General features: G+C 41.6%; 11 protein-coding genes. 6 read left to right on the forward strand and 5 right to left on the reverse strand.

The window, feature by feature from the left end; genetic code table 11:
- Positions 1–11 precede the first annotated feature (11 nt).
- The 5 genes from HMPREF9073_RS06010 to HMPREF9073_RS15900 form a co-directional block, all read right to left on the reverse strand.
- Positions 12–296, reverse strand: coding sequence for a hypothetical protein (locus HMPREF9073_RS06010; RefSeq protein ID WP_009750729.1), 285 nt, complete (start codon positions 294–296; stop codon positions 12–14).
- A gap of 11 nt (positions 297–307) precedes the next feature.
- Positions 308–886 (reverse strand): Uma2 family endonuclease, encoded by a 579-nt coding sequence (locus HMPREF9073_RS06015; RefSeq protein WP_009750730.1) that lies wholly within the window; start codon positions 884–886, stop codon positions 308–310.
- Between the two features lie 120 nt (positions 887–1006).
- Positions 1007–2131 carry a DegT/DnrJ/EryC1/StrS aminotransferase family protein gene (locus tag HMPREF9073_RS06020; protein ID WP_009750731.1) on the reverse strand — a complete coding sequence of 375 codons (1125 nt, stop codon included), beginning with the start codon at positions 2129–2131 and terminating at the stop codon, positions 1007–1009.
- A gap of 109 nt (positions 2132–2240) precedes the next feature.
- Entirely contained in the window at positions 2241–2786 is a 546-nt protein-coding gene (locus HMPREF9073_RS06025) for a GNAT family N-acetyltransferase (protein ID WP_009750732.1), read from the reverse strand.
- A gap of 8 nt (positions 2787–2794) precedes the next feature.
- The gene (locus HMPREF9073_RS15900) at positions 2795–2971 is read right to left on the reverse strand and encodes a hypothetical protein (RefSeq protein ID WP_009750733.1); all 177 of its coding nucleotides are present in this window, start codon (positions 2969–2971) and stop codon (positions 2795–2797) included.
- Between the two features lie 275 nt (positions 2972–3246).
- Between HMPREF9073_RS15900 and HMPREF9073_RS06030 the strand changes: the two genes are divergently transcribed.
- The 6 genes from HMPREF9073_RS06030 to HMPREF9073_RS06050 all read left to right on the forward strand — a co-directional run bounded on the left by HMPREF9073_RS06030 (position 3247) and on the right by HMPREF9073_RS06050 (position 14021).
- The gene (locus HMPREF9073_RS06030; protein WP_009750734.1) at positions 3247–4224 is read left to right on the forward strand and encodes a pyruvate dehydrogenase complex E1 component subunit beta; all 978 of its coding nucleotides are present in this window, start codon (positions 3247–3249) and stop codon (positions 4222–4224) included.
- Positions 4225–4563: 339 nt separating this feature from the next.
- Positions 4564–5181: a 4'-phosphopantetheinyl transferase superfamily protein gene (locus HMPREF9073_RS06035; protein WP_009750735.1), complete on the forward strand. Its 618-nt coding sequence runs from the start codon at positions 4564–4566 to the stop codon at positions 5179–5181.
- Between the two features lie 276 nt (positions 5182–5457).
- The gene (locus tag HMPREF9073_RS06040; protein WP_009750736.1) at positions 5458–7749 is read left to right on the forward strand and encodes a TonB-dependent receptor; all 2292 of its coding nucleotides are present in this window, start codon (positions 5458–5460) and stop codon (positions 7747–7749) included.
- A gap of 344 nt (positions 7750–8093) precedes the next feature.
- Complete coding sequence (locus HMPREF9073_RS16565; RefSeq protein WP_009750737.1) at positions 8094–8414, forward strand: DUF6660 family protein; 321 nt, start codon at positions 8094–8096, stop codon at positions 8412–8414.
- An 85-nt stretch (positions 8415–8499) separates the two neighbouring features.
- Positions 8500–12831, forward strand: a complete 4332-nt coding sequence (locus tag HMPREF9073_RS06045) for a CusA/CzcA family heavy metal efflux RND transporter (protein ID WP_009750738.1) — start codon at positions 8500–8502, stop codon at positions 12829–12831.
- A gap of 5 nt (positions 12832–12836) precedes the next feature.
- Positions 12837–14021, forward strand: coding sequence for an efflux RND transporter periplasmic adaptor subunit (locus HMPREF9073_RS06050; RefSeq protein WP_009750739.1), 1185 nt, complete (start codon positions 12837–12839; stop codon positions 14019–14021).
- Positions 14022–14146 lie beyond the last annotated feature (125 nt).

Below are 14146 nucleotides of genomic sequence, written 5' to 3' on the forward strand. Positions count from 1 at the left end.
CTTTGCAAAACTTATTTATTTTCTATCACTTCATCAAAAATAGCACTATAAACAGCATCAATATCTGTAAGCAATCCCCATTCTAACCCCTTTTTAGCTGTGAGTAATTCATCATCGCTGAGTGTTCTGCCTAATCGCTCTAAAGCAACAGATTGTATATCTTCTACAGCAATCGTAAAAAGAGGTTTAGTCTTTTCTTCTATAACAGAACTCTCTACCTCAAACTTTTCAAAAAGAGATTCAAAAATAGGTAAGTCTTCCTCATCAATAGCTATTTGCAATACCGTCTTTGCCATAAGGTTGTTGTTTAAAAAATATCGTTAGTATGTAGTTTAAGAGTAGGAAATTTCTCTGAAGGGATATAATCATCTACTACATTGATAGGATTTTGGTACTTATCACCTTTCAGTATATAAACTAAAATATTTTGGTGATCGGGGTCAATAATCCAATATTCTGGTACTTTAGCTTCCTCATAAAGGGCATATTTGAACTTCATTTCCTTTTTAGAGTTGCCAGGTGAAAGGATTTCAATCACCAAATCGGGGGCACCTTCACAACCGCGTTTGTCTATCTTTTCAGGGTCACATACTACACAAATATCGGGTTGCACAACCGTATAAATATCTTTATCTTCTTGTGCTTCTTTGAGCAAACGCACATCAAAAGGAGCGTGAAACACTTTGCAGTCTTTTCCTTTAAGAAACTGATAGAGTTCTCCTGCTAATTTCATTGATATTTCTTGATGTACCGCTGAAGGCGCAGACATTTTGAAGAGTTTTCCTTTAAAAAGTTCTACGCGCTCTTTAAATTTCCACAATAGATAATCGGCATACGAGTACACTCCATATAGAGGGTCTAACTGGTTGATATTAGTGATTTCCATAAAAAGATTACTTTTCTGTTATATTCTTCAACTTTGCCAAAGACCGTAGCACGGGTAGGTGTTAAGAACTTTGGCAAAGTGTGTGACGCAAATAACTGCTTGTCGTACCACGACCTACAATTACACTGTTTTCTTTATCAATTCTGTGATAAACGCTATTTGCTCGTCGTCAAGCTCGGTGTGCATAGGCAGAGAGATGACTTCTTGTACTAATTTATTGGTAACGCCAAAATCAGCTTCGTTATAAGAGCTGCGGGTATAGGCTTTTTGGGCGTGCAATGGTATAGGGTAGTAAATACCAAAAGGCACTCCGTTTTCACCAAAAACCTTAGCGAGTTCATCGCGTTTGCCATTGGTAATGCGGAGGGTATATTGGTGGAACACGTGGTCGTTACCTTTTGCGATTATAGGGGTAATGATATGAGGATTGCCTTTCAGCGCTTCTGTATATTTGCGAGCGGCTTCACGTCGACGGGCATTATAATCGTTCAGGTGAGGGAGTTTAGCGCGCAACACAGCTGCTTGTAAAGAGTCGAGGCGAGAGTTTACCCCTACTACATCGTGGTGATAACGCACGTACATACCGTGATTTACGATACCGCGAAGAGTGTAAGCGAGGTCATCGTCGTTAGTGAAGATAGCTCCTCCATCGCCATAGCAACCGAGGTTCTTAGAAGGGAAGAAAGATGTTGCCCCCACGTGACCGATAGTGCCTACTTTTTGTTTGTGTCCGTCAGCAAAAGTATAATCGGCACCAATGGCTTGCGCATTGTCCTCAATCACGAAGAGGTTGTGTTTTTTAGCCAAAGCCATAATAGCTTCCATATTGGCTGGCTGACCGAACAAATGCACGGGTACAATAGCTTTCGTGCGGGGAGTAATCGCTTTTTCAATAGCCTCGATGTTGATGTCAAAAGTATCGTCATACACATCTACCAATACAGGGGTGAGTTTCAGTAGGGCAATCACTTCCACAGTTGCAGCGAAGGTAAAATCGGCAGTGATAACTTCATCGCCTTCTTTGAGACCGAGCCCCATCATTGCTATTTGAAGGGCATCAGTACCGTTGGCGCAAGGGATTACGTGTTTTACCCCCATATAGTTTTCCAATTCTTTTTGGAAGGCTTGTACTTGGGGACCGTTGATAAAAGCGGTGGTGTTGAGTACTTCTTCAAAAGAAGCTTGTACTTCATTTTTAATTCTTTCATACTGACCTTGAAGGTCAACCATTTGTATTTTTCTCATATATGTTGTATGTTAGATTTCTGATGTTAGGGGTGTTAAGTATTGCAAAGATAGGGTTTATTTTTAATAATCTTTGATGACTTTTTATTGTTCATTCTTTTAATATTATTTACTCTTCAAGGTCTGCTAAATCAAGAAACATCAATCGGGTACTGTCCTCTTTGTCATTATCTGATAGGAATTCAAAACCCATTCTTTGATAGAAAGGAATAGCTTGTTTGTAGGCATCAACAGTGATAAGCCTACAAGCTTGATTGTCATTCAACATAAGGCAATTACTTATAATAGTATGAATCATTATTTTTCCTAATCCTTTTCCTTTACAAGATTTATCAACAGCCAAGCGACCTATTTTTACAGAAGGAATATTTTTTAAGTGTCTTTTAGGATAAGGTATTAAATCTCTTAAAAACTTTTTTAACTGACTTTTTGAAGAAAACATTTCCTCTTTAAGTTGTAAGCTATCATTTAGTAAGCTATAATAATCTAAAGTTCGGGTGTCATCTTCAATCACAAAAGTGGTAGCGAGTAATTCTTTTCGATAAGGAATAGCTTCTTCAAAAAGAAACTCATTCAAATCATCATCTTCACAATTAAAGGGTTTAAACACAAATCCTTTAGTAACTCTTAAAAAAGATAAATTATCTAAATTCATTGTTCTATTTATTTTTCTTCTCTACTTTCCTTGAAAATAGCTCTTAATTTAGCAGCATCTTTCTCAATACTCTCACGTGTAATGCCTAAACGTTTAAAATTCTCTTTAAACCCTGCTAATTTCTTGTAGAACTCTATTACATCTTGCCCCTCAAGTATGGGCGTTGCTTTGATTTCTCTTGCCATAGTACTTTAGATAGTAAGTGTTCAGACGGCAAAGATACAACGTAATTGCTAAATTAGCAAATTTTAGTTATTGATTGTTAGCCACTTCCAAATAGTCCGATATTCTTTAGTTTTCGTATAAAAAAATTAGAAACTTAAACCGTTAATAAACAACATTTTAAAAATTTTCTCTAAAAATAATCACTTAAAAAAATTGGGAAATTAAATAATTATTTCTACTTTTGTACTTTCAAACTGAAAAATTTTAGTTATATACCTTATTTAATATAATATAAATGAGAACAATACAATTTAGAGAAGCCGTTTGCGAAGCGATGAGCGAAGAAATGCGTCGCGACGAGTCTATTTATTTGATGGGTGAAGAGGTTGCCGAATACAACGGTGCTTACAAAGCCTCTAAAGGAATGCTCGATGAGTTTGGTCCTAAACGTATAATCGATACCCCTATCGCCGAAGGTGGTTTTGCAGGTATCTCAGTAGGGGCAGCTATGAATGGTAACCGCCCAATCGTTGAGTTTATGACCTTTAACTTTTCGTTGGTAGCAATTGACCAAATCATCAACAATGCCGCTAAAATGCGGCAAATGTCAGGTGGTCAATTTAATATTCCTATCGTATTCCGCGGTCCTACCGCTTCTGCTGGTCAGCTTGCTGCTACCCACTCTCAAGCTTTTGAGAATTGGTACGCTAACTGTCCTGGTTTGAAAGTAGTAGTTCCTTCAACTCCTTATGATGCTAAAGGATTGCTCAAATCGGCTATCCGCGATAACGACCCTGTAATCTTTATGGAGTCTGAGCAAATGTACGGTGATAAAGGTGAAGTACCTGAAGAAGAATACACTATTCCTCTTGGTGTTGCCGACATTAAACGCGCTGGTAGCGATGTAACTATTGTATCTTTCGGTAAAATCATCAAAGAAGCTCACAAAGCAGCCGATATTTTAGCCAAAGAAGGCATCGAATGTGAAATCATCGATTTGCGTACCGTGCGTCCACTCGATTTCGATACCATTTTCACATCAGTGAAAAAAACAAACCGCTTAGTAATTTTAGAAGAAGCTTGGCCTTTTAGCAGTGTCTCTTCCGAAATTACTTACCAAGTACAAGAACACATTTTCGATTACCTCGATGCTCCTGTACAACGTATTACTACCACCGATACTCCTGCGCCATTCTCTTCAGAATTGCTCAAAGAGTTCTTACCTAACGCCGAAGACGTAGTAAAAGCTGTAAAAAAAGTACTTTATAAATAAGAATTTGCTATCATTTTTATTTTTTAAAAGTTATATTTTATTTTTTAGTCTTCACGATTTTCTTTTTCGTGAAGACTTTTTTTGCGCTCTACACCGTTAAACTTTTGTTAAACTCTCATTTTTACAATGTTAAACTTCTGATAACTTAAAATAAGAGTTTTTAACATATTCCCATAGCCAAAATACTAATAAACCATTAAAAATTAAGTCCAAAACTTTTTTCATTAACATATTTATTATGTTAAATTACAAAACAGACATTTTGCTCTCTAAATAGAACTTGTCTATATTGAAGTTTTTTTTACTACCTTTGTATAAAATAGATGAGAGAAAACAAAAATGCCATTGATTAAAACATTTGATATTGATGTAAAGACCAAACTTTACTTATGGGATGTGGAGGAGAGGCTCACTGATTTGCAGCAAGCGGTCGTACTCACACCCCAACAACAAGAAAGTTTGAATGCCATTCACAATGAGAAAGGCAAAAAGAACTTCCTTGCTACACGCGTATTGCTCAAAAATATCGGTTATACACCTACTGCTCTGTTCTACGATCCTAACGGAAAACCTTTCCTTAGCGATGGAAAACAAATTTCTATCAGTCATTCCTTTAATAAAGTAGCAGTGATTATCAGCGATAGAAAAGTAGGGGTAGATATAGAGAAAAAACGCCAAAAAATAGTAGCTATAGCACATAAGTTCACCCAATGGAACTTTAGAGCAGCCTCTTTCTCTTTAGAAAGTATCATACAAAAACTCACAATGACGTGGTGCGCTAAAGAAGTAGGCTTCAAAATTCACGGCAATCCTGAACTCACCCTCAACGATGTAAAAGTACGCGATTTCTTCCCTACCGATAGCTCTACCGAGATACTCGTAGGGCGTGGTAAATACGAAGTCCACTTCATTTTTATAGAGGATTATGTTTTAGGCTATTGCCATAGTATCAAGTAACAAATAATAGTTAACAAAAAAAAAAAAGCGACTCTTTTTGAGTCGCTTTTTTTGTTTGTACCTCTTCATTTCTACGACTTTTGAAAACCTTATAACTACGGAACTCTAATAAAACACTTTAAATAAAACTAAAAATATTTCTTTAAAAATTTTCACATTATCTAAAAATGAATTACCTTTGCGCCGAAATAATAAGTAATTGTGCCTGCCTCAATAAGGTAATAAGAAAATTGCCCGAGTGGCTCGCACCAAATTTTCTAAACAAATTAATATTATATGAAAACTTTTTTATCAGCTATTGCTATAGCTTTCAGTACTTTATGTTTCTCTCAAAACGGAACTATCAAAGGTACTATCACGGTGGATAATGAACCTTTAGAAGCCGTAACTGTCCAACTCGAAAGTAAATCTTTAAAAAAATGGACAACCACCGACCGCAACGGTCATTATTCTATTTCCTTACCAGCCGGTGAATACCGATTAAAAATTCGCTCCTTAGGCTACATTCCTTACAACGATAAAGTGGTCATTACTCAGGAAGAAACCCTTACTCAAGATGTCGCTCTTAAAGAAGATGTACTCGGTATAGACGAAGTAGTCGTAACCGCTACCAAAACCAAAGAAAACCGCAAGGATGCTCCTGTACTGGTGAGTGTTACTACCAATCGTGAACTGGCAAACGTCAAAGCCCATACCTTGATGGAAGGTCTGGTATTCCAACCGGGTTTGCGCACCGAAGTAAACTGTCAGAACTGTGGTACTTCCCAAGTGCGTATCAACGGTTTGGAGGGTGCTTATTCCCAAATTCTCATCGATAGCCGTCCTATCTTTGGCTCGCTTAATGGTGTGTATGGCTTAGACCAAATCCCTGCCAATATGATTGAGCGCATAGAGGTAATCCGTGGAGGTGGTTCTGCCCTCTTTGGCTCTAATGCCATTGCCGGTACTATCAACGTGATTACTAAAAACCCTACCAAAAACGAGGCACAAGCAAGTATTGTGGGCAACCTCATAGGCGGTAAATCAGCCGATGTGGTAAGCTCTTTTAACGGTTCACTTGTGAGTGAGAACTATATGCGCGGTATTTCTTTCCACGCTATGCAACGCACACGTCAGTCTTATGATGATAATGGCGATGATTTTACCGAAATCACTCGTTTGCGCAATCTCAATGCTGGTGCAAAACTCTTTAACGATTTCACCGACCGTCATAAGCTCACCGCCGAACTGAACGTGAGCAACGAAAACCGTCGCGGAGGTAATAAACTCGACGAACCCGAACACCTTGCCGACCTTGCCGAAAGTATTCGTACGCAAATGTTAGGAGGTAATGCTAATTTCGAGTATTTCTCACCTGCCTATAATCATAAGTTTACTGCCTATACCAGTGCCGAACGTACTCGCGCTGATAACTATTACGGCAGTTTCGACGGTACTGATATAGTAGCCTCTTCTGGTAACTATGGGGTTACCAAAGAGAATATATGGTTACTCGGCGGACAGCATACGGCTTATGTGCCTACGGGCAACGGCAATTTGCAATGGACATCGGGCACCGAATATCAATACGACAAGATAGCCGAAAAGCGTCAGAATCCTAATGTGCTTGCCGTAAACCAAAAAGCGAATACATTTGGTCTCTTCACTCAAGCCGATTGGCGTATCTCTCCCAAAATCAAAGTGCTCGGGGGTGTCCGATTCGACAATGTCAATTCCGATATAATGAAGAAAAGTGTTACAGCACTCAACCCTCGTGCGAGCGTGCTTTATAATATCGATGAAAACTTTATCGCTCGAGGTTCGTATTCAAGAGGATTTAGAGCGCCTTTCTTCTATTCAGAAGATGTACACAGCGAATTGCAAGGAGGTGAAGCACGACGCGTAAAACTCGCCGATGATCTTAAAAAAGAGACCTCCGATAGCTTTACCGCTTCTTTTGAGTATAACCACGCTCACGACAACCACCAATTTGTAGCAATGATAGAAGGGTTTTACACGGCTTTGCACGACCGCTTTACTTACGAAGATGCAGGTTTAGAAAACGGATTGCCTATCCGTGAGAAACGCAATTCCGATGGTGCCGTAGTGAAGGGAGTAAATATAGAAGTGAAGTACAGCCCTAATCCCAAATTTATGGTACAACTTGCCACCACTATCCAAAGTTCTAAATACAATAGTGTGCAAAATCCCGAAGAAAACGTCTACACCGATGAAATTCTCCGCACGCCTAATGTGTATGGCAACCTGATGGCAACCTATAAACCACGCCCTAATTGGGATATCAACTTTGTAACCGTATATACAGGTAGTATGAAAACCACTCACTTGAAAGGTTATATAGCCGATACGCGTTTGGAGACCACTCCTGCAATGTGGGACGTAGGCGTGAACACCGCTTATGAGTTTAAATTCCAAACTTTCTTCCCCTTAGAAGTAAGTTGCGGTATCAAAAACCTTTTCAACCAATATCAAAAAGACTTCGACAAAGGCGCTGAACGCGATGCCGATTACATCTATGGTCCTTCGCTACCTCGCACCGTGTTTGTAGGTTTAAAAGTGAAGATTTAATATTCATATTAACTTTGCAAAGTTTGCCCCAAAATTGAAACTACTTTTATAATCTATTTTAAATAAAGAAGATACAGGAATTACAAGAAGATTAGGTAATGATTTAGTAATAGCTCTTATTTCATTTGATTATACCTATTTTCTCAGTAACTTCAGGGTGCAAAGGTACAACATCTTGACAAGATAACCAAAAAAATTTACCTTTGCACCCGCAGACGTGCGTTGCTACACGTCTGCGTGGAGCTGGTAATGTGTCAGATGTGTTATTTTTAATTATGTAATAGAATGCGACAAAATCAAAAAAATTTTGTCAGATTGAAAAAAAATGTATCTTTGCCCCCAATATGAGATTTTTCACCTTCATACTTAGCTTATATCTGTTGGCACTCACTGGGCTGCCTTGTACGGATATGCTTGAAGGTGAGGAGTCTTCAGCTTCTTATGAATTTGTAACAGCCCCAACTGGGGAACACTCTCATTTTCATTTGGATAGCTGTTCACCTTTCTGCATTTGCACTTGCTGCCAAATGGTAATCAGCACGCCCACTACTTATGAGGCCTTAACCATTGCTCAAGCCACCGCAACCATTCCCTCCTATAGCTATCCCCTGACCGTATGGTCTTCGAACTGCTATGGGAATATCTGGACTCCTCCCAAGATATAGTCTTTTCTTTCTTCATCTCAAGTGATTGTTCATTAGTCATCTCACCCATCATTAGTCATTAACTAATCATTAATTCTTATTAGAAATGTTAGACAAAATCATACTATTTAGCATCAAAAATAAGCTATTTGTAGGATTCATGACCCTTATGCTTATTTTTTGGGGCGTATGGAGTGCTACAAGGCTCCCCATTGATGCCGTTCCAGATATTACTAACAACCAAGTACAAATCATCACCTCTACCCCTACTTTGGCCTCACAAGAGGTAGAGCAACTGGTTACTTTTCCTATTGAGCAAGCCATCGCCAATATTCCTGGGCTGGAGGAAACACGCAGTATTTCCCGCTTTGGCCTCTCGGTCATCACAGCCGTCTTTAGCGAGGATATGGACATCTACTTTGCCCGCCAGCTAGTCAATGAAAAGCTCAAGGAGGCACAGGAGCAAATCCCTCAAGGCATAGGCTCGCCCGAACTCTCACCCGTGAGTACCGGACTGGGGGAGGTATATCAGTATATCATTCGCCCTACGGAACAGAGCAAAAACAAATATTCCGCCAAAGACCTCCGCACCATGCAGGACTGGATCGTGGCTCGCCAACTCTATGGTACCAAAGGAATAGCCGAAATCAACAGCTTTGGAGGCGAACTCAAGCAGTATGAGGTGGTTATAGACCCCGATCGCCTCCGTGCCATGGGGGTGAGTGTCAGTGATATTTTCACTGCTTTGGAGCAGAACAACCAAAATACAGGAGGTGCCTATATCGACAAGCGCCCCAATGCCTACTTTATCCGAGGAATAGGCATGGCTCGCTCCCTTGAAGACATAGGCAATATAGCCGTAGGCAAGCACACCCCTCCCCTCTTTATCAAGCATGTAGCCGAGGTACGCTTGGGCAGTGCCCTCCGCTATGGTGCCCTTACCTATAATGGCGAGGTGGATGCCGTAGGTGGGGTAGTGATGATGCTCAAGGGCGAAAACAGCCACGAGGTAGTCAGTCGTATCAAAGAAAAACTGCCCACCATACAGCAATCCCTACCTGAAGATGTAGTGATAGAGCCATTCTTAGACCGCACGGACTTGGTACAACGCGCCATCCATACAGTAGAGAAAAACCTCTTAGAGGGGGCGCTGATTGTCATCTTCATCTTAGTACTTTTCTTAGGAAACCTGCGTGCCGGACTGATTGTTGCCACGGCCATTCCGCTCTCCTTGCTCTTTGCCTTAGGAATGATGAACCTCTTTGGAGTAAGTGCCAACCTGATGAGCTTGGGAGCGATAGATTTCGGAATTATCGTAGATGGATCGGTTATCGTGGTAGAAGCAGTGATGCACCACTTGGCGATCCGAAAGAACCACCAACGACTTACCCAAGCACAAATGGATGAGGAGGTATTCCATTCCGCTTCCAAAATACGCAGTAGTGCCGCCTTCGGAGAGATTATCATCCTGATGGTGTATATTCCCATTCTTACCTTGGTAGGAGTAGAGGGCAAGATGTTCCGCCCTATGGCACAAACCGTCGTCTTTGCTATTTTGGGTGCCCTGATCCTTTCCCTGACTTATATCCCTGCCATGAGCGCTTTGCTCCTACCTAAAACAGTAAGTGACAAGCGCAGTTTTGCCGAGCGAATGATAAGCTGGCTCTACCGTCACTACCAACCGCTCTTTGTCCGTTCTATCCGCCTTAGGGGATGGATAATAGGCAGTACCGTGGCACTGTTCGTTCTTGCGGTAGGCATTTTCAGCCGTATGGGAGGTGAGTTTATTCCACAACTACAAGAAGGCGATTTTGTTTTTGAATGTATTCTGCCACCGGGCACTTCCCTGAAGCAGAGCTTGGAGACTTCCATGCAGGCCTCTCGCCTGATTCGTGAGTTCGACGAGGTGAAAATGGTGATAGGCAAAACAGGTTCTGCCGAAATACCTACCGACCCTATGCCGCTGGAAGCCTCCGATATTGTGATCGTACTCAAGAGCCAAGACCAATGGAAAAGTGGTCGCTCCTATGAGGAATTAGGAGATGCCATCATTGAGCGGCTCAAGGATATTCCTGGGGTCTTCTTTGAGAAAAGCCAGCCTATACAAATGCATTTCAACGAATTGATGACAGGTGTCAGACAGGATGTAACGATAAAAATCTTTGGAGAAAACATGGATACCCTCGCCCACTACGCCCAAAGAGTAAGTCAACTTATCCAGAAAACAGAAGGTGGTACCGCCCCACAGGTCGAAAAAGTAAGCGGACTTCCGCAAATCAATGTTACTTACGACCGTGTGCGTTTGGCCAACTACGGACTTTCGGTGCAAGAGGTCAATGAGGTACTCAGTACCGCCTTTGCTGGTAAGAAGGCTGGGGTTGTCTTCGAGAACGAACGAAGGTTCGACCTTGTGGTACGCCTCGATAGCCTCCATCGTACCGGAATTGACGATGTACAGCATATGATGGTAGCTACCGAAAATGGGCAGGTGCCGATGAGCCAATTGGCCACTATCAAATATGAATTAGGCCCCGCACAAGTAAGCCGTGAAGCAGGCAAGCGCCGTATCGTCATTGGCTTCAACGTGCAAGGGCGCGATGTGCAGAGTGTGGTGAGTGATATAGAACAAAAATTAAAGGGCGTAAAGCTCCCTACGGGCTATTACTTTACCTATGGCGGTCAGTTTGAGAACCTACAACAAGCCACCGACCGACTGCTCATAGCCGTGCCTGTAGCCCTACTTTTAATATTTTTCTTGTTATACCTTGCTTTCCATTCTATAAAACAATCCTTACTCATCTTTAGCGCTATCCCGATGAGTGCCATTGGGGGCGTATTTGCCTTGCTTCTTCGGGGAATGCCTTTTAGTATTAGTGCGGGTATTGGTTTTATCGCGCTCTTTGGGGTAGCAGTGCTCAACGGTATAGTGCTTATTGGCACTTTCAACCAGCTGAAAAAAGAAGGAATGACCAACCTTTTGCATCGCGTGATTACGGGTGCCGAAATGCGTTTACGCCCTGTGCTAATGACGGCTATGGTGGCGAGCTTAGGTTTCCTACCTATGGCACTCAGTCAAGGAGCAGGAGCAGAAGTACAACGCCCCTTAGCTACAGTGGTTATTGGGGGGTTAGTATCGGCTACCTTCCTCACCCTCTTCGTGCTTCCGTTGCTTTACATCGCTTTCAATAGTACCTTTTCTTGGCGCCGTCCTTCAGCTAAAGTACTCACGATAGCCCTATTGCTTATCAGTCCTATAGCGCTACACGCTCAGCAGTCTTACTCGCTACAAGAAATAGAGCAAATAGCCCTCGAAAACAATGGGCTTATCAAGGCGGAACGACTCAAACTACAAGAGGCTACCGCCAAAGAGCGCACCGCCTGGGAGCTTCCCAAAACCGAACTTACAGGGCAGTTTGGCCAGTATAGCAGCCCCGAGAAAGATCTCTCAGTAGGTATATCCCAGTCTATTCCTTTGCCTACAGTATTTGCTGCTCGCAAAAAGCTCTATCAAGCAGAGACACAATTACAACAAGGGCAATTAGCCCTTCAGCAGAATGAACTGAAGCGGCAAGTGCGCAACGCATATCAGCAATTGCAATATTTGACTTTTAAAGAGGAACAGCTCTTGCAGCTTGATAGTCTCTACAATAATTTTATTCGCATTGCTGAAGTACGCTATAAAGCAGGGGATACCAAGAAGATAGATATTAACACTGCCCAAGTGAAGAAAGGAGAAATAAGTTTGTTACTTCAACAGAACAAAACTATACAACAAGCTACCTATCGCAACTTGCGTACGTTAATGCAAACAGAAGAAGCATTTACCATTACCAAGTCGCCCGTGTATGAGCCTTTGTTACTCAGTGAGCCTTCGGATGTACAACTCTCTCAGCACCCTTTGGTACAACTCAGCTATCAAGAAGCAAACATAGCTGAGCACAACAAACGTCTAGAGCGTGCCCAAGCCCTGCCCGACCTTACATTGGGCTATACCAATCAGTCTCTTATAGGAATGCAAACCATTGGAGGGGTAGAGACCTATACTGATAGAAGTAAACGTTTTCACTTTGCCACCATAGGGCTTTCAGTTCCTATTTTTACCGCTACCCGTGCCAAGGTGAAAGCTTATAAATATCAGAAAGAAGCAGCTATAGAAGCAGCTCAACAAACAGAAAAACAGCTTAAAACTCAATGGATAAATCTGCAAGAGGAATACCAACTGAATTTGCAAAAATATCAGTTTTACAAACAAGAAGCGCTACCTGAAGCCGAGCGCATTATCCGAGCCAATCAGTTAGGGTATAGCGCAGGTGAAATAAGCTATGTGGAGTACCTTTACACCCTACAGACAGCCGTAGATACCCGCTTGGCATACCTTGAGAGTATCGAGGCGCTTAATCAAAAAGTAATAGAAATACAATCCCTTTTAAACCAGTAAAACAAATGAAAAAATATGGTATAAAAATCGCTTTTATCCTTATAGGAATTAGTCTATCAGCCTGCAATGGCACTCCTACAACTACCAATAATCAAAAGCTCGAAGAGCGCGAAGAACACCACGAAGAAGGAGGCAACCTCACCACCCTTACCCAAGCTCAAATCCAAACTGTAGATATTCGTTTGGGACATATAGAAGAAAAAGGTCTTGCCGCTACCCTCAAAGCCAATGGAATACTGAGCGTGCCTGCCGACCATCAGGCGAAGGTATCGACTGTATATGCGGGGATTATCAAGAGCGTAAAGGTAGAGATAGGCAGTTATGTGCAAAAAGGGCAAGTAATCGCTACTGTTTCTAACCCAGAATTCTTGCAACAACAACAGCGCTTGCTCACCGTTAATGGTCAGATAGAACTTGCTAAACAAGAACTTGACCGTCAGCAAACCCTCTATGAAGGGAATGCTGGTACTGGTAAGAACCTACAAGCCGCTACTACTCAGCTACGCACTCTCCGTACCGAAAAAGCTTCGCTTGAAGAACAAATACGCCTAATGGGCTTAAACCCTCAAACACTCACCGATAAGGGAATGCAATCTACTTTGGCGATAGTGGCTCCTATTAGTGGGAATATCAGTGCGGTATATACTAACAAAGGGGCTTATATAGATGCCTCCACCCCTATTGTGGAAATCATCGACAACAGTTCGCTACACCTGCACTTGCAAGTGTATGAGCGTGACTTGCCTTACATTAAGGTAGGACAACAAGTGCACTTCAACCCTACCAATAACACCTCTCGCGAATATGATGCCCAAGTGTATAACATTGCGGCTTCGTTTGAAAACGAAAGCAAAAGCATCATTGTACATTGCCACGTAGAGGGAGACAAACAAGGGCTTATCAGCGGAATGAACGTAACAGGGGTTATCAGTCTTGACAAACAAACGACCCCTGCTGTACCTAACGAGGCTATCGTAGAGGATGCTGGTAAATCCTACATTTTTCTGGTAACCCAAACTTCGGATAAAGAAACCTCTTTTGAGAAAGTGGAGGTAGTAAAAGGAGCTTCCGAAAGTGGGTATACTGCCATTGCCCCTGTAAAACCTATAGCCCCCGAACAGACTATTGCCACCAAAGGAGCATTCTTTATCAACGCAACCTTAGTAAATGCTGTAAAAGATAGTGATTAGAATTGGTAATGTATCGGATATATTATTAAAATTTCATTACATTAGAAATACAATAAAAATATAAAAGTAAAAAACCACGACTTCGGAGTGTGTTTTAAGCTCCCTGCAAGGGCAAGTGGTTTTGA

The sequence above is a fragment of the Capnocytophaga sp. oral taxon 326 str. F0382 genome (assembly GCF_000318295.1).
Classification (GTDB): Bacteria; Bacteroidota; Bacteroidia; order Flavobacteriales; family Flavobacteriaceae; genus Capnocytophaga; species Capnocytophaga periodontitidis.